The sequence below is a fragment of the Pseudomonas sp. B21-023 genome, assembly GCF_024749165.1.
In the GTDB taxonomy this organism is placed as follows: domain Bacteria; phylum Pseudomonadota; class Gammaproteobacteria; order Pseudomonadales; family Pseudomonadaceae; genus Aquipseudomonas.
Genome location: NZ_CP087190.1, coordinates 1,382,425 through 1,407,218, shown reverse-complemented (window position 1 = coordinate 1,407,218; position 24,794 = coordinate 1,382,425). Strand labels below are relative to the sequence as shown.

The following is a 24,794-nucleotide window of genomic DNA, read 5'->3' as shown; positions in this document are numbered from 1 at the left end:
GCGTTTATTTTGAAGTTTTTCAGAAGTCGCTTTTTGCAAAACACCTTCTACCTCAACAACTTACCGCTTGCCTCGTGGCGTTCAACGCTGCGAGGAGGCGAATAATACGCGGTTTGATTTCAGAGTCAACACCTTGATCTGAAAAAACTTTCGATCACCATCCAGCGGCACGTCGGCAACTATTCGCCACGGTTGCCGCTCTGTAGAGAAACACGCAAGCGGAGCGGCTTTGCCATGAGCGATGCACAGAATGAGAAGACCCCGGGGCTGTCGGCGGACGAAGAGCAGGAAGTCAGCCACAACCAGCCGCCGCGGGCGGCAGTGTTGCACGAGATCATCCGCTACCAGGGTGACCAGGAACTGGAGCGCACCCTCGCCGCCTTGTGGTGGTCGGCACTGGCGGCAGGCCTGACCATGGGCCTGTCATTGATGGCCATGGGGCTGTTCTATGCCCGCCTGCCGGAAGGCGACAGCGCCCAGGTGATCGCCAGCCTGGGCTACAGCGCGGGGTTCCTGGCAGTGATCCTGGCCCGCCAGCAACTGTTCACCGAGAACACCCTGACCGCCGTGCTACCAGTTATGACCGCGCCCACCCTGAGCAACCTCGGCCGGCTGTTGCGCCTGTGGAGCGTCGTGCTGCTCGGCAACCTGGCCGGCACGCTGCTGGTGGCCTGGGTGATGCTCGAACTGCCAATCTTCGACAGCAAGACCGACATCGCCTTCCTTGAGGTGGGCCGCAAGGTGATGACCAACGACATCAGCCAGATGTTCGCCAAAGGCATCGTCTCCGGGTGGATGATCGCCACCATGGTCTGGATGATCCCCTCCATGGAGCACGCCAAGATCTGGATCATCCTGGTGATCACCTACCTGATGGCCCTGGGCGACTTCACCCACATTGTCGTGGGCTCGGTGGAAGTGTCGTACCTTGTCTGGGCCGGCGATGAAACCTGGCAGGCGTTCTGGCTGGACTTCGCACTACCCACCCTGGCGGGCAACATCATCGGCGGCAGCTTCATTTTTGCCCTGATCAGCCACGCCCAGGTTCGCAGCGACAGCGGCAAGCCCCCCTCGCAATTGCTCAAGGATGAAAAGCCGAAAAAGGACTAGCGCGCCGCAACCGCCCGCTCGACTCCCCTGCCCCGCTGCGGCAATGGCCGTGGCCGCCACCAGTTCTGCCCGGGGTGCGGCGAGTCGAGGCTGACCCGCTCGCCCATCTGCGGCGTGCTCAATTGCACCTGGGCGGCGTTGGTCAGGGCCAGGATACGCTCGAAGGGCTCCTGCCAACCGTGGATGGACAGGTCGAAGGTGCCGTTATGAATCGGCAACAACCAGCGGCCTTGCAAGTCCAGATGCGCCTGCAGGGTCTGTTCCGGCTGCATGTACACATTGGGCCAGGCAACGTTATAGGCGCCAGTCTCCATCAGGGTCAGGTCGAACGGCCCATACTGCTCGCCGATTTCACGGAAACCGTCGAAATAGCCAGTATCGCCGCTGAAGAATAGCCGCAGCCCTTCGTCGATCATCACCCAGGACGCCCAGAGCCTGCGGTTGCTGTCGAACAGCCCGCGCCCGGAAAAGTGCTGGGCAGGCGTAGCGACGAAGCGCACGCCTTCGACTTCGGTTTCCTGCCACCAGTCCAGTTGCCGCACCTTGGCCGGCGGCACGCCCCACTCGACGAGCAGGTCCCCCACGCCCAACGGCGCGAGGAAATGCTCGGTGCGCGGTGCCAGCTGGCGGATGGCCTGCTCATCCAGATGGTCGAAATGGTCGTGGGAGAGAATCACCGCGGTCAGTGGCGGCAGGTCGCTCAGCGCCAGCGGCGGCGCATGGAAGCGCAACGGCCCGGCCCACTGCACCGGCGAGGCGCGCTCGGCGAACACCGGGTCGGTAATGAAGAAGCGCCCGCGCAACTTGAGCAGCACAGTGGAATGGCCGAGGCGCCACAAGCTGTGATCCGGTGCGTCAGCCACCTGCTGGCGCGTCATCGGCTGCAGGCTGAGCGCTGCGTCTGGCCGGGTCTTTGGTGGCTTGCGCAGCAGCAGGTACTTGACGCCGATGCGCAACTTCTTGAGCACGCCGTCCTTGGGCAGTTCGACCTGGTTGTGAAAGCGCCCGTCCCGATACGGAGCCGGCTCGCCGGCGGGGGTAGCCATGGAGACCATGAGCAACAGCACTCCGCAAAAGAGGAAAGCCTTCATATTACTCCACAGGGTCGGATCAACCGTGAAATGGCTTGTAAGGTCATTTTTCGCCGATGAACGATTGTTCAACAATATTCACATTACTTATGCGATAAACGGCGCTCCACAGAAGAACGACAACCATGATCGACAATCGCAGCGGCAAGGGGCTCTCTTTCGTCAGGCGCATCTACCTGCCGCGCATCATCGGCCTGGGAATCGGCCTGTTCAGCGTGATGGCTGCCATCGCCCCGCTGACCCCACCGCCCTGGGCCTGGGCCCTGCTGCTGTTCAATGGCCTGGCCTGGCCACACGTGGCCTACCAGTGGGCCCTGCGCTCGGCCTCCCCGTACCAGGCCGAGCAGCGCAACATCCTGCTGGATTCGCTGATGGGCGGTTTCTGGGCCGCAGCTATCCACTTCAACCCGCTACCCAGCGTCACCATCCTGTCGATGATGACCATGAACAACGTCGCCGCCGGTGGCAAACGCGTGCTGCTGCGCGGCCTGTTGGCGCAGCTGTGCGGCATGCTCTTGGCCACCACGCTGCTCGGCACCGGCCTACAGACACAGGCCACGCAGTTGCAGGTCCTCGCCTGCCTGCCGATGCTGACCCTCTACCCCCTGGCCCTGGGCTGGGTGTGCTACCAGTTGGCGATCAAGCTGACCGAACACAAGCGCCGCCTCAGCGCCCTGAGCCGTACCGACAGCCTCACCGGACTGCTCAACCATGGCTCGTGGAAAGACCTGCTGCTGCTCAAGTTCCAGATCTGCCAGCAGCAGCGGCTGCCAGCGGTCATCGCGCTGATCGACATCGACCACTTCAAGACCATCAATGATACCTACGGCCATGTGGTCGGCGACTGCGTGTTGCGCCAGCTCAGCCAGGAGCTCAAGCGCACCCTGCGCGAGGACGACCTGGCCGGGCGCTATGGCGGCGACGAGTTCTGCGTGATCCTCCCCGGCACCCACGAAGCCCAGGCCTGCCAGGCCATGGAGCGCCTGCGCGAACGCGTGGCCGCCTACCGCAACCCGCACTTGCCGGGCTTGCGCATCAGCCTGAGCATCGGCCTGGCGGACTTTCAACCCGACCTCGCCTCGCCCGAGCATTGGCTGGAACAGGCCGACAAGGCTCTGTATGCCGCCAAGCGCCAGGGTCGCGACCAGGTCAATTTCGCTCGCGGCGAGGCCGCCACGCTCAGGCTGGCCTATCCTGACTGAACCTTCGCCCAGGCCTCGGGCGCAAGACAGCAGTTGAAGGAGTCGCCCGTACATGGACAGGAACGTCGACCTTTCACCCTCCAGCCCCACCTCGCGCCTGCAGGTGCGCCGACTGGTCGGCGGTTTCTGCGCGCTGTTCGGGCTCGCTTGCGTGTTCACCCTGGTGGCGCTGTTCAACATCGCCGCCACGCTGGACCGCCAGGCGCTGGAGCAAAGCACCTTCCAGGCCACCCAGGCGCTGGAGCAGCGGCTGGTGGCCTCGCGTCAGTTCCTCTCCAGCTACGCCGTCTGGGACGTCGCCTACGAACATCTGGTAGGCAAGGTCGACTGGCAGTGGGCGTATGACGAGAAGAACGTCGGTGAGTCGCTGTACAGCGCCAGCGGCTACGAAGGCGTGTTCGTGGTTGAGGATGGCCACACCACCTACGCCCTGTTCAAGGGCAAACCCACCGATTCGCCGGCTAGCGCCCATATCGACAGCCCCCTGGCAGCGATCATCGCCGCCGCGCGCAGGGCGGCCCCGGCCCGCGAGCAGGTAACCCATTTCGTACGTTTCAACGGCTGGCCCGCAGTACTCAGCGCCGCGGCAGTACGCCCGGACAAGGAAGTGACCGAGGCTGATGTAAAACAGGCGCCGGTGATGGTGTTCGTCGACCAGCTGACCGAAGCCAAGCTCGCAGTGCTGGGCAAAGGCGCGGGTTTGACTGGCATGCGCCTGGAAAAAAACGCTGTTGCCCAGGCCGGGCAACCGCATATCGCCCTCGGCGAAACCGGTTATCACCTGGTCTGGAACACACCGTTGCCGGGCCGCCAACTGCTTCATGCCTTTCTGCCGCCGCTGCTGGCAGTACTGCTGGTACTTGGCCTGGTGCTGCTCTACCTGTTCCGCCACGCCCTGCGCAGTTCCCAGGCAATAGATGAAAGCCTGCTGCGATTGCAGCAGAGCAATCGCGCCCTGGAAGCCAGCGAGCAGCGCTTTCGCGCAGTGGCCGAAGCCGCCTCCGACTGGATCTGGGAAACCGACCGCCATCACCGTCTGACCTACCTGTCGCAGCGCTTCGTCAGCGTCACCGGCTACCGCATCGAGGACTGGCTCGGCCAGCCGCTCAACCAGTTGCTGGCCTGCGACACCACGCCCCTGCTGCCGTGGCTCGACAGCCAGGCCGACGACAACCCGCAGCAACTGGCCAACCTGCGCTGCAACTACGATGACGCCAGCGGCCAGAACCGCTACTGCCGCGTCTCGGCGCGCTCGATCGTCTACGAGGGCAAGCTCGCCGGCTTTCGCGGCACCGCCAGCGACATCACCGACGAGGTCGCCGCCCATGCCCGCATCCAGCACTTGTCGATGCACGATGCCCTGACGGGCCTCGCCAACCGCAACAAACTGTCGCGCCACCTCGAGCAGGCGTTGTTGCGCGGCAGCGATTCACCACCGTTGACCCTGCTGCTGCTGGACCTGGACAGTTTCAAGCCGATCAACGATTCCCTCGGCCATCCGGCCGGCGACGCAGTACTACAGGAGGTGGCCGGCCGTCTGCGCGACACCACCCGCGACAATGACCTGGTCGCTCGCCTGGGCGGCGACGAGTTCGTCCTGGTCTTGCACGGCCTGGACAACCGCAGTGAAATCGACCGTTTCTGCGCGCGCCTGCTCGACCTTTTGCAGCAGCCCATTGGCTTCGAGGAACACCAGTTGCACATCGGCGCCAGCATCGGCATCGCCCAGACCCGGGCCCAGGGTTACGATGCCGGCGAACTGATCCGCTGCGCCGACATCGCCCTGTACCAGGCCAAGGCCGACGGCAAGAACACCTGGCGCTACTTCTCGCCGGAAATGAACCAGCAGATCCAGTACCGCCGCCAGCTGGAAAACGACCTGCGCCGGGCGATCAAGCAGCACGAGTTCGTGCTGCACTACCAGCCACGCTATCGCCTGGACGACCTGCGCATCGTCTCGGTGGAAGCCCTGTTGCGCTGGGAGCATCCGCAAGAAGGGCTGATAGGGCCAGACACCTTCATCCCACTGGCCGAACAGAGCGACCTGATCGTCCCGCTGGGTCGCTGGGTACTCGAAGAAGCCTGCCGCAATGCCCGTGACTGGCCCGAAGAGTTGCTGGTCTCGGTCAACCTGTCGCCTGCGCAATTCTCCCGCAGCGATGTGGTCGCCGATGTGCGCCAGGTGTTGCTGGACACCGGCTTCCCGGCCCAGCGCCTGGAGCTGGAAATCACCGAGAACGTGATGCTCAACGACATCGAAGGCGCCCTGGGCACCATGCTCGCGCTCAAGGAACTGGGCGTGCGCCTGAACATGGATGACTTCGGCACCGGCTACTCGTCACTGGGCTACCTGCGTACCTACCCCTTCGACAGCATCAAGATCGACAAGCGCTTCATCGCCGGGTTGAGCAGCCAGAGCGGCAACGACCGGGCCGTGGTCCAGGCGATCATCAACCTGGGCAAGGCCATGGGGCTGACGGTGACCGCCGAGGGCGTGGAGACCGAGCAGCAATTGAAGGCGCTGGACAAGGAGCAGTGCCACGAGGTGCAGGGCTACTACCTGAGCAAGCCCGTGGACCGGGCAGGGTTCGAGGCGCTGCTGGCGAACCGGGAAGTTCGCCAGGATGCGTCCTGAACGCGCTGCCACGGGATTCAGCGCAGGCTGCGCTCAGCCACGATTTCGGGCAGGTCGGTACGGTTGAGGTAGATGCGCAAGGGCTCGCCGATGTTCAAGCGATCGTCCACATGCTGCTCCAGCAGCAACGCCAGGCGCTCCCGGCACAGCGCCATGCGCGCATCGGCCTCGGGCCGCCAGACGAACTCGCTGCAGGGGGTGATGCTGTCGTCGGCCACGTCCATGCCGAACGCGTCCTCTGAAAACCGCACGATATGGGTGCCGCGCTTGCCGTGAAAGCCGACGAAGCCCTTGAGCTGGTCGGCGGCGATGCAGATGTCCTGGGATGTGATGGCCATGGCGTAACCTCGCAAAGAATTCGGAAGTGACGCACGCAGAGGGGGCGGTCGCCTCTGGCGGGCAACGCGCAAGTGCCAGCCTAACCCAAGTGCCAGACCGTTCGCCAAGGTTTTTCGCCCCTCGCGCCAAGGCCCGCTAGACTGGATTTTCGAGCCCCTTCGTTGTTATCGGATCCGCCCCTCATGACCCAGGCCGTCACCGCCGACATTGCCATTATTGGTCGCATCAACGCCGTGCCGGCCATCCTCCAGGTCATCTGCGAGACCACTGGCCTGCGCTTTGCCGCCGTGGCCCGGGTGACCGAGAGCAACTGGACGGCCTGCGCGGTGCTCGACACCCTGGGATTCGGCCTCGAGGTTGGCGGCGAACTCGAGGTCGCCACCACACTGTGCCACGAAATCCGCAGCACACGCCGTACCATCGTGATCGACAAGGCCAGCGAGGACGAGCAGTACTGCCGTCACCACGCCCCGCGCCAGTACCGCTTCGAAAGCTACATTTCAGTTCCGGTGCTACGTACCGACGGCAGCTTCTTCGGTACCATCTGCGCCCTGGACGCCAAGCCAACGCCGCTCAAGGGCACGGCGATACAGCCAATGATGGAATCGTTCGCTCGCCTGCTGGCCATTCAGATCGAAAGCGAGGAAAACGCCCAGCGCACCGAGCTCGCCCTGCACAAAGAGCGGGCCATGGCCGAGGTCCGCGAGCAATTCATTGCCGTGCTCGGCCACGACCTGCGCAACCCGCTGTTCGCCATCACCGCCGGTGCCGAACTGCTCAGCCAGCGCCTGACGCACGACAAGCAGCGGGCCATCGCCCTGCATATCCTCACCTGTGGCCAGCGGGCCACCGAGCTGGTGCGCGACATGCTGGATTTCGCCCGTGGCCGCCTTGGTGCCGGGATCCCCTTGAACCTGCAACCCTGCCACGATCTGCCGGACGCCCTCGGCCATGTGGCCTCCGAGCTGCAGCGTGTCCACCCGCAGCGGCGCATCATCCTCGACATTGGCCAGGTCGGCGGCCTGCTGTGTGACCGCGAGCGAATCATGCAACTGTTGTCCAACCTGATCGCCAATGCCCTCCTTCATGGCGACCCACAAGGCCCGGTGACCGTGCGCGCCAGCCTCAGCGACAGTACGTTCGACCTGAGCGTGCACAACCAGGGCACGCCGATCGCCCCGCAAACCCTGCCCTTGCTGTTCGAACCTTTCAGCCGGCCGATCTCTGGCGCGCCCCAGCCCGGCCTGGGCCTGGGGCTGTACATTGCCAAGCAGATCGCCCTCGCCCACGGCGGCCGCATGGAGGTGACCTCCAGTGCCGAGGGCGGCACCCTGTTCAGTTTTCGCCTACCGAAGGATCGACCTGGGACTCCAGGAGCACCGCCAGCCAGTTCATGAACGCCTGGACCCGGCGCGGCACATGGCGCTGCCGCGCATACAACAGCGACACCGGCATGGCCCGCGCCTGCCAGGGCTCGAGCAGCGACACCAGTTCACCCGCGCGCAGGTGTTCATCGACACCTACCGCCGGCACCTGGATCAGGCCTAGCCCAGCCAGGCAGGCGGCGGAATAGGCCTCGGCGTTGTTCACCGTGACCACGCCGGCCATGGCCTGGAAGCGCAGTTCGCCGCCCTGCTCGTATTCAAACCCGGCACTGCGCGCGCCGAGGTTGCGTACGTAGTGGACCAGCCGGTGGCTATCCAGGTCCTCCAGGCGGCGCGGCACACCGTGGCGTTCGAGATAGGCGGGGCTGGCGCAATTGCGCATGCTCAGGCGCCCGACCGGGCGCGCCACCACGTCAAGGTCGCTGAGCGCGCCGATGCGCATCACGCAATCGAAGCCTTCGCGCAACAGGTCGACCTGGCGGTCGGTGCAGCTGATCTCTACATCCAGGCGCGGGAAACGCTCGAGAAAACGCGGCAGCGCCGGCACGATGACCCGCCGCGCCATCATGGTCGGCAGGTCGATGCGCAGACGCCCGGCCAGCTCGGCGTCGTCGGCGCTGAACAGGCTCTCGATCTCGTCCATGCCCGACAACAGGTCCTTGCTGCGCTCGTACAGCAAGGCGCCGTCCTGGGTCGTGCGCACCCGGCGCGTGGTGCGGTTGAGCAGGCGCGTGCCGAGCAGGTTTTCCAGCGCCCGCACCTGTTCGGAAACGGTCGAGCGCGGCAGGCCCAGGCTTTCGCCGGCCAGGGTGAAACTGCTCAGCTCGCTGACCCTGACAAAGGTACGCAGCAGCTCCAACTTGTTCATACGGCCCCTAATTGTCCAATTGGCGCGAACAGTATTTCCGGATCTCCTGGATTTAACAGCACCTGTCCGACCAATAACCTGTCAGCCACAGCCACCCACCAAAGGTAACCGACATGACTCGCAAGATCGCACTGATCACCGGCGCCAGCCGCGGCCTGGGCAGGAACACCGCCGAACACCTGGCCGCCCGTGGCATCGACATCATCGGCACCTACCATAGCAAGGCCGACGAAGCCCGCGCCGTGGCGGCCACGCTGGAGCAGGCCGGCGGGCGCGCCGCCATGTTGCAATTGGATGTCAGCGACAGCGCCAGCTTCGCAGGCTTCGCCGAACGCCTGGGCGACACGCTTGAACAGCAGTTCGGGCGCCGTCAGCTGGACTTCCTTGTAAACAACGCCGGCATCGGCCTGAACGTGCCATTCAGCGAGACCAGCGAGGCGCAGTTCGACCAGTTGCTGAACATCCAGCTCAAAGGCCCGTTCTTCCTTACCCAGCACCTTCTGCCGCTGCTGGCCGATGGCGGGCGCATCGTCAACATCTCCACCGGCCTGACCCGCTTCGCCCTGCCCGGCTATGCCGCCTATGCAGCCATGAAGGGCGCCATGGAAGTATTGACCCGCTACCAGGCCAAGGAGCTGGGCGCGCTCGGCATCCGTGTGAACATTCTCGCGCCGGGCGCCATCGAGACCGATTTCGGCGGGGGCGTGGTGCGTGACAACCAGCAGGTCAATGACTACATCGCCGGCAATACCGCGCTGGGCCGGGTCGGCCTGCCCGACGATATCGGCGCGGCCATCGCCTTGTTGCTGGAAGATGGCAATGGCTGGATCAACGGGCAGCGGCTGGAGGTGTCGGGGGGCATGTTCCTCTGAGGAGCACGCTGCGCAATGCGCTCAAGCTCGGTTCAAGGCCTGGTGCAGCGCAGCGACGGCAGGAAGTGACAAAGCCTCATAGGTGATGCACAGGCCGACCCGGCGCCGCAGTGCCAGGCCGCTGCCGGGCCGCCAGTAGACCCCGGGACAGCGCTCGGCCAGGGACTGCGGCAACCATGCCGCGCCCAGCCCGGCGGCGACCATGGCCAGCGCCAGTTGCAACGAACCGGCCTGGCCAACCTGCTCGCCTTCGCCGTACAACCCCATCAGGCGCTGGTGTGAAGGATGCTGCGGACAGGTGATCCAGCGCCCGTCCGGCTGGCTGCCGGTCGCCATTACCAGCACGAAGGCCTCCTCCCACAACGGCAGGAACAGTTCGTCCTCGCAGCGCTGGGCCTCGTCGGCCAGCCGCGCATCCCCGTCGCACCCCGCCAGCAAGGTCAATTGCAGGCCCGCAACCGCCTGGCTGGCCAGGCGCACGCAAGCCTCGACCTGGGCCGGCGCGATGTCCGCCTCGATGCCCAGGGCCAAAGGCACCCGCTCCTGCCCCTGGCGAAAGCGCAGGCGCAGCGCGTCGGCCTCGGCCACCATGCGGCAGGCCTGGGGATACAGCTCACGCGCCTGCTCGCTGACTTCGACCCCACGGGCCTGACGCAGGAACAGCTCGGCGCCCAGGTCGTCCTCCAGCTGGCGGATGGTCACCGACAAGGTCGGTTGCGCCACGCACAGGCGCTGGGCGGCTACAGTGATGTTGCGCGCTTCGAAGACCGCGATAAATGCCTTGAGATGACGGATATCCATAGATAGAACCGATGCCAGCCAGAGAAATAAGCCGTTTTTCATGGCCGAAAGGGCTATCTAGAATCCTGGCCATCGAAAGCGATTATGCCTGGGAGGCAACCATGAACAAACCCCTGATCATCATCACCGGCGCCAGCTCCGGCATAGGCGCCGCCACCGCCCAACGCTTTTCCGCCGCGGGCCATCCGCTGTTGCTGGTCGCCCGCCGCCTGGATCGCCTGGAGGCGCTGGCGTTGCCCGATTGCCTGTGCCGCGCCGTGGATATCCGCGACCGCGCAGCACTGGTCGCCGCCGTGACCGAGGCCGAAGCCGTGTACGGGCCCGCCGATGCCTTGGTGAACAATGCCGGGGTGATGCTGCTGGGGCAAATGCACGAACAGGACCCGGAACAATGGGAGCGCATGTTCGACATCAACGTCAAAGGCCTGCTCAACGGCGTGCACGCGTTGGTCGGCGGGATGGTCGAGCGGCGCCATGGCACCCTGATCAACGTCAGCTCGGTGGCCGGACGCAAGACCTTCCCCAACCATGTGGCCTACGTAGGCAGCAAGTTCGCCGTGCACGGATTGTCGGAGAACCTGCGCGAGGAGCTGGCGCCACACAATGTGCGAGTGGTGACCATCGCGCCGGGCGCAGTGGAGACCGAGCTGCTCGGGCATACCACCGACGCGGGCATCAAGCGCGACTACGAGGCCTGGAAGGCCAATGACATGGGCGGCGTGGTGCTGTCGGCGGAAGATGTCGCCGGGGCAATCGTCTGGGCCTACCAGCAGCCGCAGCAGGTATGCATTCGCGAGATCGTGCTGGCAGCGACCGCCCAGCAGCCTTGAGGCTGAGTACTGGGGGCGCCATACGCCCCTTTCGCCGGCCAGGCGGCTCCCACACCGACCGCGCCGGCTTCAAGTCATGTGCAATCCCAGGGGGAGCTGGCCTGCCCCTTCAAGGCGCTTCGTGCACCTGCACGCTGGCCGTCATACCGGCGCTCAGGGTCACGCCCTCCGGCACCTGGTCCAGGCGGATGCGCACGGGTATGCGCTGCGCCAGCCGCACCCAGTTGAACGTCGGCTCCACCTCTGGCAGCAACTGCCCATCCGGCGTCGAGTTGCGGTCGGTGATCCCCCGGCTGATGCTTTCTACCTGCCCTTGCATCGCGTCGCCGGCGCCCATGAGCCAGACCTTGACCGGGTCACCGACGCGAATCCGCGGCAGCTTGGTTTCTTCGAAATACGCCTGGATATAGAAAGTGGCATCGTCCACCAGCGCCATCACCGACTGCCCGGTGTTGACGAAATTGCCCTCGGCCAGCCGCAGATTGGTGATATGCCCGCCCCGCGGGGCGCGTACTTCGCTGCGGGCCAGGTTGATCTTCGCCACTTGCAACTGAGCCTCGGCCTCGTGCAGTTCGCCACGGGCGACAGCGGCGTTGATCTGGGCGTTCTCGCGCAGTTCGGCACTGATCGCCTCCGGCCCCAGCGCGGTGCGCCGGGCGGCCTCGCGCTCGCGCAGGCGCAACTGCTGGGTACGCGTCTCGACCACGGCGGTGGCCTGGTCGAAGGCGGCCTGGAAGCGTTCGCGGTCGATGCTCATCAGCAGGTCGCCGGCCTTCACCTGCTGGTTGTCATGCACCTTCAACGCGCTGACCCAGCCCGACACGTCTGGGGCGATCACCACCACGTCGGCACGCACCCGGGCATCCCGGGTCCAAGGCGTGAGCATGTAGTACTGCCACAGTTGATAGCCAGCAAAAACAGCAAGGATCACCACACACAGGGTGACCAGGGTACGTACGACTGTACGCATGGACTTACTCCTTACAAAGGGCCTGACAGGCGCACCACCCCATACAGCACACAGACGAACAGCGCAGCGTCGAACAAAGCCTCGTGCCAGATCCATCGCCCCAGGGGGGTGGCCTGCACGATGAAACGCAACAGCCCGGTGAGCACCAGCGCCAGCAGCACATAGATCAGAAACGGGCTGAGCAGCACGCCGCCCAGTGCCCACTCACGCAACCCCATGGGTTTCCTCCTGCCAGCGGCACCACTTGCCCCAGCTCTTGCGCAATTGCAGCACCGCGCCGATGGCCAGGCGCAGCGGGTCACTGGGCGGCTGGCGGCGCAGGGCCTCGATGAACTGTTCACTGGCAGCGTCCAGGCGCTGGCCACGCCCCGGCGCCGGGCCGCTGGCAAGGACCGCCTGCAACTGCTGCAGGTACTGGCGCTCGGCATTGCCCAGCGGCGCCTTGGCCACGGCCAGGCACATGCGCAGGTGCACCAGTTCGTCACCGATATCCAGGCCGTGCAGGCCGTCGTCCCAGCGCTTGCGCTCGGCCTCGGGCAATTCGCTGGCATGCCGCGCCAGTTGCATCAGGCGGTCGGCCATGCGCCCGCCAAACCAGCTGTCGGCGCCGCGCAGGTCGCGCCGGGTCAGGCGCACCAGATCGCCTTGCGTGGCGGCGCGCAGGCGCCGGCCAAGCCAGGCCGGGTGACGCAGCACCAGCAAGCGGAACGCCATTACCGCGGCGCCCACGCCCAGCAGCATGGCCTGGGCGCTGTTGAGCATGGTCGCCACATCGAAATGCATGGCATTGAGCGGCGCGACCAGGACGATGAAGTGCAGGCAATAGGACGTGGCGGTCGCCCCGGTACGCGGGTGGGCCATGCCCAGGGCGCCAAAGAACAACGGCACACCCATGCCCAGGCAGAGCATGGCGAAGCTGCTCCATTGCGGCAGCAGGATCTGCCCCACCAGGAACGCCACCGGGATGGCCAGGAGGATGCCGCGCAGGAAACTCAGGCCGATCTGCGCGCCATTCTCGCGGCTGGCGAACAGGCTGCAGACCACACAGGTGAGCACCAGGCCGCCTGGCGCCGATGGCCAGGCCGTGGCCAGCCAGAAACTGCTCATGGCCAGGAAGGCCAGGGCGCTGCGCGAACCGAACAGCAGGGCAAGGGACAAGTCGCGATGGGTTGCCAGGCTCTGCGTCGCCTGCCTCGGCGCCCGCCCCTGCTCGACGTCGTCGAGGGCCTGGGCGCAAGCCATCGTGTAGTCCAGCAGCAAGGTCAGGCGCGCCAGACAGTAATGCTCGGCGGGGCTGATCCGCTCGTCGTGGGCAGCGTCCCAGACACGCTGGCGCAACACCAGCAAGCTGGGCTGCTCGGGGCTGGCCAGGTGAGCGCGAACCTCGTCCAGCCATGGCGCCAGATGCCTGGCTTCACCCTCGTCAAGCTGGCGCCACTGCCTGCGCACCGAGCGTGAGATGCGCAAAAGCACCATCAGTGTCTGGCTCAGGCCGCTGATCGCCCGGGCGCGCTGGCGGCCACGACTGCCTTCGAACCAGGCATGTTCGCGCTGGGCATCGATGGCGACGATGCGCCCTAGGCTGTCGAGCAGGCCGCCGCGTGCCTCGTCTTCGCCGCCAAGCATGGCGTTGGCCGCCTGCAGGCCGTTCTGCCAGGCCTGGCGGGCTTGGTCGGCCAGTTGCTGCTCCACGCGCATGGGCCAGAGCAGCGCGCTGGTGACGGTGGCGCAGACGATGCCCAGGCAGATCTCGGTGCAGCGCGCCACGGCCTGGTCGAAGACCTGCAGCGGGTGGTCGACCGCCGGCAGGGCGATGATCGCCACGGTGTAGCCGGCCAGCACGAACGCGTAGGCCCAGGCGCTGCGCAACTGGGTCGAGGCGGCGGTGCACAGGGCCAGCCACAAGGCCAGGGTCAGCAGGAACAGCCATGGGGTCTGGGCGAACAGGCCGATGAACACCACCGACATGCAAGTGCCGACCAGGGTGCCGGCCAACCGCGCCAGGCCCTTCTGCACCACCATCCCCGACAACGGCTGGGCGACGATGAAGGCAGTCATCAGCGCCCACGCCGGTTGCTCCAGGCCCCAGCGCATCGCCAACCACAAAGCCAGGCCGCCACCAAGCAAGGTCTTGATGGCGAACTTGAGGGCGAGGCTGCTGGGGGCAAACAGGGCCTGGAAGGTGATGGGCACGAAACGGACCTTGGGCGCGCTGGGGTAATAGGAAGAAAGATAGACAACGGGAGGAAGGATAAAGCGGAAACGATTAATTAGCTAGCTAATCATCTAAGTAATCGCAGGCAGATTTTCGCAGGCAAAAAAATGGGCGACCGAAGTCGCCCTAAATGCCTTGCGTGCTCGTGTATCGGGAAGGATCAGCGCTGGTTGCGCTTTTTCGAGTCCTTCCAGATGAAAATGCCCAGACCGGCGAAGAAGGCCAACATCAACCCGACTGTTACCACCCCGGCGATAACCACGTTGTCGAAGAACATGTCGGCTCCTCCCTTGATGTGCCGTCATCCGATGGGTGCAAGGTAACCAATGCGAGGAGGGGGAAAATTGACCGGAGTCAATGGCGCCCGGGGCCGGGCGCGGGAGGCGGGTGCAGGTTTGACCTGCATCAAGTTTCAGCGCTTCTTCGATTTGCCCTTGGGCTTTTTCTTCTTGCCCTGCCCCAGCGGCAAGGCCTGCTCGAAGGCCTGGCGCATGTCGTCCAGACGCTTGTCATTGAGGTCGTGGATACGTTTGGCGCGTTCGGCGCCGAAGTCGATCAGTTTGTCTTGGCTCATGGTGGGCTCGACGGACAGCAGAGGCCTTAATGATGAAGGCTTGCCTGGGCGCTGACTAGTCAGACTTCGATATCCACCAGCAGCCCCTGGCGCGTGCGCTCGCCCAGCGGCGCCACCGGCACGGTGTTGTCGGCATTGAGTTCCTCGCCCGGAACCGCCTCGTAACGATCGCCCTCAGCCTGCTTGCGCCTTTTTTGCTGGCGGCGTTGCTCGTCACGCAACAGCAAGGCCTGCTCTTCGGGATCACGATGATTCTTCAGGTCGATGGTGCCATCGCTGGAGGTCGGCTGCGTGGGCACCACCGGTGGAATGGTCGGCGGCGGTTTGACCGGGTCGTTTTGCGAGGTCACGGGGGCGGCACTGAGCGGGATGATCGGCGGCAGCATGGGAGGTCTCCTGTAGCCTTGTTGTCGGCTGATGGCGCGCCGCCTTGAATGCCTGCGGTCGAAGGTGTGCGGCGTGTCACAACGCCGCATTGCGCTGGAGTATAGCGCGGGCCTACTCGGCGTCTTCGTCCGGATCGTCGGGTGAAGGGCTCGACTCGCTCCATGGCCGCTTGTAGACCTGCTGCCAGACCGCATCCATATGTTCGCGCACCCCTGGCGGGGCGTTCTTCAACGAGGCGCTGTCTTCGCGCTCGCCGCCGAACGGGTCTTCACCTGGCGGGCTGATCAGCGACTGGCCGGTGATGGTGTAGATCGCCTGGCCTTCACGCATCTCGATGGCGATGTCGTGGGGGTCGATACCGCCACCGCAGAAGGCATGGCTGGCCACTGTCACTTCAGCGACACCGTCCTTGTTCAGGTCGCCGACATCACTGACATCGGTGTAGAAGTCGACGTCCAGGTCCAGGCCGGCGCAGGTGGTCTCCTGCTCGATCTGCCAGCGCGCCTTGAAGACATCGGCACTGGCGGCGCGGCCATACAGGGTGGCCTTGAGCACCACCTTGTCGACTTCCTCCTCGGTATCAGGGTCGGTGGCCTGGCCGTCGACCCGGCTCAGCACCAGCAGGCCCTCGCCCTCGCGGTCATGGAAATGCACGCTCTTGATCGGCGTCTGCACGCCGAGCACTTCCAGTTGCTCGACCGGGATCGGCGGCAGGATCTCGAAGCTTTTCTGTTCACAGGCGGCCAGCAGCGCCAGGCTGCCCAGGCCCAAGGTGACGTTCAACCAGCGGTGCTTGGCAAACATGTTGGCGCATGGCCCTCGTGACGGGTGTTCGTCGATGAACACGCTAGACTCACTGAGATTCTTTGGTCTGGCGCAGCCGATCCGGTAACATGGCCAGCTTTTTCACCGCGGGAGTTTTGGCAGTATGGCGCAGCAGTATCAACCGGGGCAACGCTGGATCAGCGACAGCGAGGCCGAGCTCGGTCTTGGGACCATCCTGGCGCAGGATGGCCGCCTGCTGACCGTGCTCTACCCGGCCACGGGCGACACGCGCCAGTACTCGCTACGCAATGCGCCGCTGACCCGCGTGCGCTTCTCGCCAGGCGATCTGATCACCCATTTCGAAGGCTGGAAGCTGACCGTGCAGGAGGTCGAGGACATCGACGGCCTGATGGTCTATCACGGCATCGACCCGCAGAACCAGCCACGCACGCTGCCCGAGACGCAGCTGTCCAACTTCATCCAGTTCCGCCTGGCCAGCGACCGCCTGTTCGCCGGACAGATCGACCCGCTGTCGTGGTTCTCGCTGCGCTACAACACCCTGCAGCACACCAGCAAGCAGATGCTCTCCACGCTCTGGGGCCTGGGTGGCGTGCGCGCCCAACCCATCGCCCACCAGTTGCACATCGCCCGTGAAGTCGCCGATCGCATCGCCCCGCGCGTATTGCTGGCCGACGAAGTTGGCCTGGGCAAGACCATCGAGGCCGGCCTGGTCATCCACCGCCAAGTGCTGTCCGGGCGTGCCAACCGTGTACTGATCCTGGTGCCGGAAAACCTCCAGCACCAGTGGCTGGTGGAAATGCGCCGGCGCTTCAACCTGCAGGTTGCACTGTTCGACGCCGAGCGCTTCATCGAAAGCGACGCCAGCAACCCGTTCGAAGATGCCCAACTGGCGCTGGTCGCGCTGGAGTGGCTGGTCGAGGACGAGAAGGCCCAGGACGCGCTGTTCGCCGCCGGCTGGGACCTGATGGTGGTCGACGAGGCCCACCACCTGGTCTGGCACGAAGAGCAGGCCAGCCCCGAATACTCGCTGGTCGAGCAGCTGGCCCAGGTGATTCCCGGCGTGCTGCTGCTCACCGCCACACCTGAACAGCTCGGCCAGGACAGCCACTTCGCCCGCCTGCGCCTGCTCGACCCCAACCGCTTCCACGACCTGGCTGCCTTCCGCGCCGAAAGCGAGCACTATCGCCCGGTGGCCGAAGCCGTACAGGAGCTGCTCGACGAGGGTCGCCTGTCGCCGAAAGCCCACGCCACCATCCAGGGCTTCCTCGGCGCCGAAGGCGAAGCGCTGCTGGCCGCGGTCAGCGACGGCGACAGCCAGGCCAGCGCGCGCCTGATCCGCGAACTGCTCGACCGCCACGGCACCGGCCGCGTGCTGTTCCGCAACACCCGGGCGGCAATCCAGGGCTTCCCCGAACGCCAGCTGCACCCCTACCCGCTGGCCAACCCCGAGGCCTACGCCGACCTGCCTTCGGGCGAGCGCGCCGAGCTGTACCCGGAAGTGGCCTTCCAGGCCCTGGGCGATAACAGTGACGAAGAGCGCTGGTGGCGTTTCGACCCACGGGTCGATTGGCTGGTCGACACCCTGAAGATGCTCAAGCGCACCAAGGTCCTGGTGATCTGCGCCCACGCCGAGACCGCCATGGACCTGGAAGACGCCCTGCGCGTGCGTTCCGGCATCCCGGCCTCGGTGTTCCACGAAGGCATGAGCATCCTCGAGCGTGACCGCGCCGCCGCCTACTTCGCCGACGAAGAGTTCGGCGCCCAGGTGCTGGTGTGTTCCGAGATCGGCAGCGAAGGCCGCAACTTCCAGTTCGCCCATCACCTGGTGATGTTCGACCTGCCGGCACACCCGGACCTGCTCGAGCAACGCATTGGCCGCCTCGACCGGATCGGCCAGAAGCACACGATCCAACTGCACATCCCGTACCTGCAGGACAGCCCGCAGGAACGCCTGTTCCAGTGGTACCACGAAGGCCTCAACGCCTTCCTCAACACCTGCCCGACCGGCAACGCCCTGCAGCATCAGTTCGGCCCGCGCCTGCTGCAACTGCTGGCCGGTGGCGACGACAAGGGCTGGACCCAGCTGGTCGGCGAGGCCCGAGCCGAGCGCGAGCGCCTGGAGGCCGAGCTGCACACCGGTCGCGACCGCCTGCTGGAACTCAACTCCGGTGGCGCCGGCGAAGGCCAGGCGCTGGTCGAGGCAATCCTCGAGCAGGACGACCAGTTCGCCCTGCCGATCTACATGGAAACCCTGTTCGACGCCTTCGGTATCGACAGCGAGGACCACTCGGAAAATGCCCTGATCCTCAAGCCGAGCGAGAAGATGCTCGACGCCAGCTTCCCGCTGGGTGACGACGAAGGCGTGACCATCACCTACGACCGTGGCCAGGCGCTGTCGCGCGAAGACATGCAGTTCCTCACCTGGGAGCACCCGATGGTCCAGGGTGGCATGGACCTGGTGCTGTCCGGCTCGATGGGCAACACCGCCGTGGCGCTGATCAAGAACAAGGCGCTCAAGCCCGGCACCGTGCTGCTCGAACTGCTCTACGTCAGCGAAGTGGTGGCACCGCGCAGCCTGCAGCTGGGGCGCTACCTGCCACCGGCCGCGCTGCGCTGCCTGCTCGATACCAACGGCAACGACCTTGGCCCGCGGGTGGCCTTCGAAACCCTCAACGACCAGCTCGAAAGCGTGCCCAAGGCCAGCGCCAACAAGTTCGTCCAGGCCCAGCGCGACGTGCTGGCCAAGCGCATCGCCGCAGGCGAGGCCAAGGTCCTGCCAACCCACGACGAGCGCGTGGCCCAGGCCCGGCAGCGCCTCACCGCCGAAGCCGACGAGGAGCTGGCGCGCCTGACCGCGTTGAAAGCCGTGAACCCGAGCGTGCGCGACAGCGAGATCGACGCCCTGCGCAAGCAGCGCGAAGAGGGTTTGGCGGCGCTGGAAAAAGCGGCACTGCGCCTCGAGGCGATCCGGGTGCTCGTCGCCGGTTGATCACCATAGAGGCCATCGCGGGGCAAGCTCGCTCCCACAATTCCGGCTCGGGATTGGTGGGAGCGGGCTTGCCCCGCGCTCGTTTCGTTCTGCAAGACATCCATTTAGACCGTCTGGCTATTGCTTTCATATCCAAATGGTAGAAATCAAATTGCCATTAATCAGGAAGGCTTAGGTACAGGTTCCTATACTCCAGCAGGAACAGTCTCCATCCGTGCTTTTTGGGGACGAGTGAAGACTCGACGAAGAGGCCTGCAATGGAGTGGCTGGGACTGCAATTGTTCGCTGAGCTGCCGGCGACCGGACAGATCATCCTCGACTGCCGACACAACCCCTTCCTGGTGCTGCTTGCCTTCATCGTGGCGAGCGCCGCCTGTTTCGCCACCCTGGACATGAGCGAACGCCAGAGCCAATGCGAAGACCGCTTCGCCCGCCGGCAATGGCGCGTGCTCGGTGCCTGCTGCCTGGCCGGGGGCATCTGGGCCATGCATTTCATCAGCATGCTGGCCTTCCAGGCGCCCCTGGAAATCCACTTCGATGCCCCACTGACCGGCCTGTCGCTGCTGGTGGCCCTATTGGCCGCCTGGCTGGCGATGAACAGCCTCAACCGCAGCCAGATGCGCCTGCGCCACTACCTGCAGACCGCGCTGTTCATCGGCCTGGGCATCAGTGTCATGCACTACACCGGCATGGCCGCCCTGCAGACCAGCGCCCTGCAGTACTACCAGACCGGCCTGCTGTTTGCCTCCGTCGGCATCGCCGTGCTCGCCAGCCTGGTGGCGCTGCTGATGGCGCGCTATTTCAACAAGGGCAGCGGCACCCTGCACCTGCTGCTCAAGTACGGCGCCAGCCTGCTGATGGCCGCAGGTATCGTCCTGACCCATTTTACCGGCATGGCGGCGATGACCCTGGTGATCCCCAGCGAGACCGCGCTGCGACTGCCTTCGGCCGACAACAGCCTGCAACTGGCGCTGACCATTGCCGTCATCACCCTGTTGATCAGCGCTGGCAGCATCAGCGCGGCGCTGGCCGACAAGAAGCTGCAGAGCAAGGAGCACGACCTGCGCCGGGTCAATGTACTGCTCAGCCAGCTCGACCAGGCCCGCGCCTCGCTGCAGCAGGCCGCCCACTACGACGCCCTGACCAACCTGGTCAACCGCCGCGGCTTCAACCAGGTCTTCGCCGAGCGCCTGGCCGAGCAGGCTGCCCATGACGGTATGCTGGCGGTGATGTTCCTCGACATCGACCACTTCAAGCGGATCAACGACAGCCTCGGGCATGCCGCCGGCGACGAGTTGCTCAAGGTGATCGCCGATCACATCAAGGCCGCCACCCGTGGCCAGGACCTGGTGGCCCGCTTCGGCGGCGACGAGTTCTGCATCGTCACCAGCCTCAACAGCCGTGACGAGGCACGCCACCTGGCCCAGCGCATCATGCAGCGCATGAAGGAGCCGATCGATCTGGCCGGCCGGCGCATGGTGATGACCACCAGCATCGGCATCAGCATCTTCCCCGACGACGGCCAGAGCACCGAGGAGTTGCTGAAGAACGCCGACCTGGCGCTTTACCAGTCCAAAGGCTGCGGGCGCAACAGCCTGAACTTCTTCAACAACGGCCTGAAGACCCGCGCCACCCTGGAGCTGCAACTGGAAGAAGAACTGCGCGTGGCGCTGTTCGAAGAGCGTGGCCTGTGCGTGCACTACCAACCGATCTTCGACCTGCGCAGCGGCCAGGTGGCCAAGCTCGAGGCGCTGGTGCGCTGGCAACACCCACAGCATGGCCTGCTCAGCCCCGACCGTTTCATCTGTATTGCCGAAGCCAACGGCCTGATCGCCGAGCTGGACCTGTGGGTGCTGCGCCGGGCCTGTGAGGACCTGGCCCAGCTCAATCGTCATGGCTATGGCGATCTCAAGGTCACGGTGAACTGCTCGGCCCTCACCCTTGGCCGCGAGGAGCTGGCCACCGAGGTGGAAATGGCCTTGTTCCAGGCCGGCCTGGCGCCGCGCCAGCTGGAGCTGGAGGTCACCGAAAACGCCCTGATGGGTGACATCCACCACACCATCAGCCTGCTCAAGCGCATCCGTGCCCTGGGTGTGGCGTTGTCGATCGATGATTTCGGCACCGGCTATTCATCGCTGGCCTACCTCAAGCGCCTGCCGCTGGACGTGCTGAAGATCGACCGCTCGTTCATCCAGGACGTGCCCGGCAGCCAGAAAGACCGCGAGATCGTCCAGGCGATCATCATCATGGCCCATACCCTGCACCTGAAAGTGGTCACCGAGGGCGTCGAGACTGTCGAGCAGCACGAATTCCTCGCCAGCCACGGCTGCGACTACCTCCAGGGCTACCTGCTCAGCCGGCCGGTGCCACTGGCCGAGTTGCGGCCGATCCTCGAACGGCTCGACCGCCAGCCGGGCGAGCTCAGTCCTTGCTGCGATACAGCGCTACCAGGGTCGCGGGATCTTTTTGCAGATAACCCTGGCTGCCGTGCAGGCGCATCAGTTGCGCGGCGAGGCCACTGAGCGGCGTCGCCGAGCCCTGCTCGCGGGAGAATTTCACCGCGCTATCGAGGTCCTTGAGCAAGGTGCGCACGTGCCACTTGACCGGCTCGAAGCGGCTTTCGGCCATTTGCGGGGCGAGGATCTGCAAGGGTTTCGAGTCGGCAAACCCGCCGGCAAGCGCTTCGGCGATCAGCCGCGCATCGACCCCTGACTGCTCGGCCAGCGCCACCACCTCGGCAATCACCAGCGCGTTGCAGGCCACGATCATCTGGTTGCACGCCTTGGTCACCTGGCCGGCCCCCACCGCGCCCATGTGCGTCACCCTTTGGCCCAGGGTCAACAGCACTGGCCGCGCCCGCTGCAGATCGCTCGCCTCGCCCCCGACCATGATCGCCAGGGTGCCGGCCTCGGCCCCCGGCGTGCCGCCGGACACCGGGGCATCGAGCCAGGCCATGCCGCACAGGGCCGCCAGCTCCGCCGCCATCTCGCGGGTGGCGGTCGGCTCGAGGCTGGAGAAGTCCACCAGCAGCTGACCGCTGCGCCCGCCACGGGCGATGCCCTGCTCACCGAACACCACCTCGCGCACCACCGCCGTGTCGGCAAGGCACAGCAGCACCATGTCCGCCGCCTGGCACAGCTCGGCAGGGCTACCGGCCAGCTGGGCGCCGGCGGCAACCAGTTCGGCGCATTTGTCCGGGCTGCGGTTCCACACGGTCAGCGGATACCCCGCGGCCAGCAGCCGACGGCACATCGGCAGGCCCATCAGGCCGATCCCGGCAAACCCCAACGAAGGCAATGCAGTACTCATGAGCAACTCCAGATTAAAGAAGCGTGACAAACGGACGATGCAATGCGGGTGAGAAGGGAAAAACCTTAGAACGACTAAGGAAACCCCCTATCGCATAAGAAAAAGACGCACTGATAAAGTCGCGAAATTTCTCCGTGATGGCTAGATGATATGCATCACCGGGAAGCCAACCACTCCAGGCAAATGGCGCACTATGACCTCTACGATCACTTCTGCCAATGCGGCTCCCGAGCCCTCCCTCAGCACCACCTCGCTGACTGCCGGCAGTGCTCGAGACCTGCCCGCGGCGCGCAGCATGCCGGCGCAACAGTACCTGTACTTCACCGAACAGGACATCCAACGCATCCTCGACAACCTCGACGGCCTGCGCGACCTGGTGTTTCCGCCCAACCTGCATGTCGAGGACGAGGACCAGTTGCGTCTGGAGCAGCAGTTCCCGTCGGTGTGCCTGATCGGCCTGGGCCGCTGCGGCTCGAACATCGCCCTGGACGTGGCGGAACTGGTGTACAACGCCCGCACCTTCTTCCTCAATGAGTACAACAACGAGGACCGTTTCAAAGGCGAAGCGGGCTACAGCCCGGCGCGCTGGATCCGCCAGAACCTGCGCCTGGTACAGAACAAGGCGGCCAAGCCGGTGTTCCTGGTCGAGCCGCTGGTGATGCTCGGCGACCTGGACAAGGACATCGCCGGGCGCATCCGCTTCTCGCGCAAGGGCGAGCGCGGCGGCTTTTTGCGCGACTACAGCAAGATGAAGATCATGGACCTGTCCGAGGTGCATGCCGGTGGCGCCGGCAACGCGCCGATCCTCGGCCAGTACCTGGCCAAGATCATCCTCAACAAGGACACCCAGCGCTTTTCCAGCGCCGACTGGAAGCTGATCCACTCGTACCTGATCGACTCCTGCGGCATCAAGGCCAACCAGTCGCGCCTGTACTTCTACATCTTCAGCGCCGGCGGCGGCACCGGCTCGGGCATGGCCTCGGAATTCGGCCTGGCCCAGCAGTACTCGTACATGAACAAGACATTCGATACCAAACCGGCCGACGAGAACGACGGCAAGAGCGGGCATTCGTTCGTGTTCGAGCCGATCTTCACCAGCGGCATCTGCGTGCTGCCCAATGCGTCCGATCACCGCAGTGAAATGTCCGAGGCTCTGCACATCAACGCCGGGCGCCTGCTGTGCAAATACCTGTCGGAGGAATGGGACTTCTCGTACAACTTCGACAATGAAGACAGCAGCGAAGCCAGCGTCATGGGCCGCATCCGCCCGTGGAACGCGATGATGCTGATCTCCAACGACATCATGCGCTACGCCGAGGAGAGCGACGACGGCACGATCCAGAACATCGACGTCAATGCCATGGAGAAGCACGCCAACCAGTACATCTCCCAGCAGATCTTCAACATCCTCACCGCCCAGGCGGTGACCACCGACTACGACCAGAACTACTTCCGCCGCGCCGGCATCGACATTGGCGAGACCATCCGCCTGGACGCCAACGACCTGTTCATGAGCCTGGCCGGCCCAGTGGCCATCGCCTATGCCGAGTCGGTGGTGCCGGAAGTGCCGCCGGCTGGCTCGGACAAGTTCAAGGTGTTCGAGCGCGAGCAGCCGCGCCTGGACATCGACGACCTGTTCTTCCGCTCCATCGACCTGCCGCACTTCAACAAGCAGACCCAGGCCATCGAAGGCATCAGCCTGCTGCCGATCGAGTCGCGTCGCTACCGCGCCGCGCTGGAGCAGTACCAGGCCTCGGGCTACGACGCCGCGGCGCTGCACGACCTGCATTTCTTCAAGAACTGCTCGTCGGTGGTGTCGATCGTGTCGCTGCCCAAGGATTACAAACTGTCGTACATGGACCTGAACCGGCTCAAGACCCACCTCAACAGCCTGTTCCCCAACACCACGCTCAAGCGCTATGCGCTGGTGATCGGCGCCTCGGCCAACCTGTCGCTGACCACCCTGATCGCCAAGAGCCCGTGCCTGTCGGACGATTTCCTCACGCTGATCGTGGCGTTCATCAAGCGTTGCTTCGCGCGCAACCCGTACCGTTTCGACGACACCATGGACAATGCGATCCTCGAGTTCATCACCAGCGAGCACTTCGATGAAGACAGCATCGACGACCTGCTCAACGAGTTCGAGAACCCGGCGAAGATCCTCGACACCAACTGGTACGCGATCAAGCCGATGTACGAGAAGAAGTACCGCGAGCTGATCAACGACAAGAGCCGTTTCGTCTCGATCAACGACATCCGCCTGTCGCGCGAGTGCGTGAAGAAGGCGGTGAAGTACCTGCGCGAGATCTTCAGGCACCGCATCGGCAAGACCCGGGTGATTTCGCTGAACAGCCATACCGGGCGCGTGGATTACTGATCCAGTGGGGGCCGCAAAGCGGCCCCATTTACGCATCCCGTAAACTGTTACCGC

The 24,794-nt window shown here is 64.9% G+C and carries 21 protein-coding genes; 9 read left to right on the top strand and 12 right to left on the bottom strand.

Annotated elements, in window-relative coordinates:
* The first annotated feature begins 234 nt into the window (after positions 1-234).
* On the top strand, positions 235-1,110 hold the full coding sequence (locus LOY42_RS06390; RefSeq protein WP_102684702.1) for a formate/nitrite transporter family protein: 876 nt from the start codon (positions 235-237) through the stop codon (positions 1,108-1,110).
* Here the strand turns inward: LOY42_RS06390 and LOY42_RS06385 are convergent.
* On the bottom strand, positions 1,107-2,201 hold the full coding sequence (locus LOY42_RS06385) for an MBL fold metallo-hydrolase (protein ID WP_258600047.1): 1,095 nt from the start codon (positions 2,199-2,201) through the stop codon (positions 1,107-1,109). The two genes, LOY42_RS06390 and LOY42_RS06385, sit on opposite strands and share 4 nt — an antisense overlap.
* A 125-nt stretch (positions 2,202-2,326) precedes the next feature.
* Here LOY42_RS06385 and LOY42_RS06380 point away from each other — a divergent pair, with 125 nt between their 5' ends.
* Both LOY42_RS06380 and LOY42_RS06375 read left to right on the top strand, forming a co-directional pair.
* Positions 2,327-3,403 carry a diguanylate cyclase gene (locus LOY42_RS06380; protein WP_139669353.1) on the top strand — a complete coding sequence of 359 codons (1,077 nt, stop codon included), beginning with the start codon at positions 2,327-2,329 and terminating at the stop codon, positions 3,401-3,403.
* A gap of 52 nt (positions 3,404-3,455) precedes the next feature.
* Positions 3,456-6,038, top strand: a complete 2,583-nt coding sequence (locus tag LOY42_RS06375; RefSeq protein ID WP_139669351.1) for an EAL domain-containing protein — start codon at positions 3,456-3,458, stop codon at positions 6,036-6,038.
* 17 nt (positions 6,039-6,055) lie between these two features.
* Here the strand turns inward: LOY42_RS06375 and LOY42_RS06370 are convergent, their stop codons facing one another.
* Complete coding sequence (locus tag LOY42_RS06370) at positions 6,056-6,376, bottom strand: DUF2025 family protein (RefSeq protein WP_102684698.1); 321 nt, start codon at positions 6,374-6,376, stop codon at positions 6,056-6,058.
* Between the two features lie 183 nt (positions 6,377-6,559).
* On the opposite strand from LOY42_RS06370, the gene LOY42_RS06365 reads away from it, so the two are divergent.
* On the top strand, positions 6,560-7,774 hold the full coding sequence (locus LOY42_RS06365; RefSeq protein ID WP_139669349.1) for a GAF domain-containing sensor histidine kinase: 1,215 nt from the start codon (positions 6,560-6,562) through the stop codon (positions 7,772-7,774).
* Here the strand turns inward: LOY42_RS06365 and LOY42_RS06360 are convergent.
* Entirely contained in the window at positions 7,713-8,630 is a 918-nt protein-coding gene (locus tag LOY42_RS06360; protein ID WP_102684696.1) for a LysR family transcriptional regulator, read from the bottom strand. The genes LOY42_RS06365 and LOY42_RS06360 overlap by 62 nt on opposite strands.
* A gap of 113 nt (positions 8,631-8,743) precedes the next feature.
* Here LOY42_RS06360 and LOY42_RS06355 point away from each other — a divergent pair, with 113 nt between their 5' ends.
* Positions 8,744-9,502: an SDR family NAD(P)-dependent oxidoreductase gene (locus tag LOY42_RS06355; protein WP_258600043.1), complete on the top strand. Its 759-nt coding sequence runs from the start codon at positions 8,744-8,746 to the stop codon at positions 9,500-9,502.
* A 21-nt stretch (positions 9,503-9,523) separates the two neighbouring features.
* Here the strand turns inward: LOY42_RS06355 and LOY42_RS06350 are convergent, their stop codons facing one another.
* Positions 9,524-10,303: a LysR family transcriptional regulator gene (locus LOY42_RS06350; protein WP_258600041.1), complete on the bottom strand. Its 780-nt coding sequence runs from the start codon at positions 10,301-10,303 to the stop codon at positions 9,524-9,526.
* 101 nt (positions 10,304-10,404) lie between these two features.
* On the opposite strand from LOY42_RS06350, the gene LOY42_RS06345 reads away from it, so the two are divergent.
* Positions 10,405-11,133: an SDR family oxidoreductase gene (locus LOY42_RS06345; protein ID WP_198755482.1), complete on the top strand. Its 729-nt coding sequence runs from the start codon at positions 10,405-10,407 to the stop codon at positions 11,131-11,133.
* 109 nt (positions 11,134-11,242) lie between these two features.
* Here LOY42_RS06345 and LOY42_RS06340 read toward each other — a convergent pair whose 3' ends face one another.
* From LOY42_RS06340 to LOY42_RS06315, 7 genes are all read right to left on the bottom strand, one after another.
* Complete coding sequence (locus LOY42_RS06340) at positions 11,243-12,103, bottom strand: HlyD family secretion protein (RefSeq protein WP_046854497.1); 861 nt, start codon at positions 12,101-12,103, stop codon at positions 11,243-11,245.
* An 11-nt stretch (positions 12,104-12,114) separates the two neighbouring features.
* On the bottom strand, positions 12,115-12,321 hold the full coding sequence (locus LOY42_RS06335) for a DUF1656 domain-containing protein (protein ID WP_102684692.1): 207 nt from the start codon (positions 12,319-12,321) through the stop codon (positions 12,115-12,117).
* Positions 12,308-14,296 (bottom strand): FUSC family protein, encoded by a 1,989-nt coding sequence (locus LOY42_RS06330; RefSeq protein ID WP_102684691.1) that lies wholly within the window; start codon positions 14,294-14,296, stop codon positions 12,308-12,310. Before LOY42_RS06330 ends, LOY42_RS06335 begins: the two co-directional genes overlap by 14 nt.
* Positions 14,297-14,478: 182 nt before the next feature.
* The gene (gene ccoM / locus LOY42_RS26445; RefSeq protein ID WP_023629476.1) at positions 14,479-14,595 is read right to left on the bottom strand and encodes a cytochrome c oxidase subunit CcoM; all 117 of its coding nucleotides are present in this window, start codon (positions 14,593-14,595) and stop codon (positions 14,479-14,481) included.
* A 135-nt stretch (positions 14,596-14,730) separates the two neighbouring features.
* Complete coding sequence (locus tag LOY42_RS06325; protein ID WP_173862462.1) at positions 14,731-14,892, bottom strand: hypothetical protein; 162 nt, start codon at positions 14,890-14,892, stop codon at positions 14,731-14,733.
* 59 nt (positions 14,893-14,951) lie between these two features.
* The gene (locus LOY42_RS06320; protein ID WP_139669343.1) at positions 14,952-15,278 is read right to left on the bottom strand and encodes an aspartate-semialdehyde dehydrogenase; all 327 of its coding nucleotides are present in this window, start codon (positions 15,276-15,278) and stop codon (positions 14,952-14,954) included.
* A 112-nt stretch (positions 15,279-15,390) separates the two neighbouring features.
* On the bottom strand, positions 15,391-16,083 hold the full coding sequence (locus tag LOY42_RS06315) for a M949_RS01915 family surface polysaccharide biosynthesis protein (protein ID WP_139669342.1): 693 nt from the start codon (positions 16,081-16,083) through the stop codon (positions 15,391-15,393).
* A gap of 124 nt (positions 16,084-16,207) precedes the next feature.
* Here LOY42_RS06315 and rapA point away from each other — a divergent pair, with 124 nt between their 5' ends.
* Positions 16,208-19,054, top strand: coding sequence for an RNA polymerase-associated protein RapA (rapA, locus tag LOY42_RS06310; RefSeq protein ID WP_139669340.1), 2,847 nt, complete (start codon positions 16,208-16,210; stop codon positions 19,052-19,054).
* 257 nt (positions 19,055-19,311) lie between these two features.
* Positions 19,312-21,576: a bifunctional diguanylate cyclase/phosphodiesterase gene (locus LOY42_RS06305; protein ID WP_139669338.1), complete on the top strand. Its 2,265-nt coding sequence runs from the start codon at positions 19,312-19,314 to the stop codon at positions 21,574-21,576.
* Here LOY42_RS06305 and LOY42_RS06300 read toward each other — a convergent pair.
* Positions 21,476-22,363, bottom strand: a complete 888-nt coding sequence (locus LOY42_RS06300; RefSeq protein ID WP_102684686.1) for an NAD(P)-dependent oxidoreductase — start codon at positions 22,361-22,363, stop codon at positions 21,476-21,478. The two genes, LOY42_RS06305 and LOY42_RS06300, sit on opposite strands and share 101 nt — an antisense overlap.
* Positions 22,364-22,658: 295 nt before the next feature.
* Here LOY42_RS06300 and LOY42_RS06295 point away from each other — a divergent pair, with 295 nt between their 5' ends.
* Entirely contained in the window at positions 22,659-24,740 is a 2,082-nt protein-coding gene (locus LOY42_RS06295; RefSeq protein WP_371918144.1) for a hypothetical protein, read from the top strand.
* The last annotated feature ends 54 nt before the right edge of the window (positions 24,741-24,794 follow it).

Coding starts and splice junctions, on each gene's coding strand:
- LOY42_RS06390 (WP_102684702.1), top strand. CDS start 235: ATGAGCGATGCACAGAATGAGAAGACCCCGGGGCTGTCGGCGGACGAA.
- LOY42_RS06385 (WP_258600047.1), bottom strand. CDS start 2,201: ATGAAGGCTTTCCTCTTTTGCGGAGTGCTGTTGCTCATGGTCTCCATG.
- LOY42_RS06380 (WP_139669353.1), top strand. CDS start 2,327: ATGATCGACAATCGCAGCGGCAAGGGGCTCTCTTTCGTCAGGCGCATC.
- LOY42_RS06375 (WP_139669351.1), top strand. CDS start 3,456: ATGGACAGGAACGTCGACCTTTCACCCTCCAGCCCCACCTCGCGCCTG.
- LOY42_RS06370 (WP_102684698.1), bottom strand. CDS start 6,376: ATGGCCATCACATCCCAGGACATCTGCATCGCCGCCGACCAGCTCAAG.
- LOY42_RS06365 (WP_139669349.1), top strand. CDS start 6,560: ATGACCCAGGCCGTCACCGCCGACATTGCCATTATTGGTCGCATCAAC.
- LOY42_RS06360 (WP_102684696.1), bottom strand. CDS start 8,630: ATGAACAAGTTGGAGCTGCTGCGTACCTTTGTCAGGGTCAGCGAGCTG.
- LOY42_RS06355 (WP_258600043.1), top strand. CDS start 8,744: ATGACTCGCAAGATCGCACTGATCACCGGCGCCAGCCGCGGCCTGGGC.
- LOY42_RS06350 (WP_258600041.1), bottom strand. CDS start 10,303: ATGGATATCCGTCATCTCAAGGCATTTATCGCGGTCTTCGAAGCGCGC.
- LOY42_RS06345 (WP_198755482.1), top strand. CDS start 10,405: ATGAACAAACCCCTGATCATCATCACCGGCGCCAGCTCCGGCATAGGC.
- LOY42_RS06340 (WP_046854497.1), bottom strand. CDS start 12,103: ATGCGTACAGTCGTACGTACCCTGGTCACCCTGTGTGTGGTGATCCTT.
- LOY42_RS06335 (WP_102684692.1), bottom strand. CDS start 12,321: ATGGGGTTGCGTGAGTGGGCACTGGGCGGCGTGCTGCTCAGCCCGTTT.
- ccoM (WP_023629476.1), bottom strand. CDS start 14,595: ATGTTCTTCGACAACGTGGTTATCGCCGGGGTGGTAACAGTCGGGTTG.
- LOY42_RS06325 (WP_173862462.1), bottom strand. CDS start 14,892: ATGAGCCAAGACAAACTGATCGACTTCGGCGCCGAACGCGCCAAACGT.
- LOY42_RS06320 (WP_139669343.1), bottom strand. CDS start 15,278: ATGCTGCCGCCGATCATCCCGCTCAGTGCCGCCCCCGTGACCTCGCAA.
- LOY42_RS06315 (WP_139669342.1), bottom strand. CDS start 16,083: ATGTTTGCCAAGCACCGCTGGTTGAACGTCACCTTGGGCCTGGGCAGC.
- rapA (WP_139669340.1), top strand. CDS start 16,208: ATGGCGCAGCAGTATCAACCGGGGCAACGCTGGATCAGCGACAGCGAG.
- LOY42_RS06305 (WP_139669338.1), top strand. CDS start 19,312: ATGGAGTGGCTGGGACTGCAATTGTTCGCTGAGCTGCCGGCGACCGGA.
- LOY42_RS06300 (WP_102684686.1), bottom strand. CDS start 22,363: ATGAGTACTGCATTGCCTTCGTTGGGGTTTGCCGGGATCGGCCTGATG.
- LOY42_RS06295 (WP_371918144.1), top strand. CDS start 22,659: ATGCCGGCGCAACAGTACCTGTACTTCACCGAACAGGACATCCAACGC.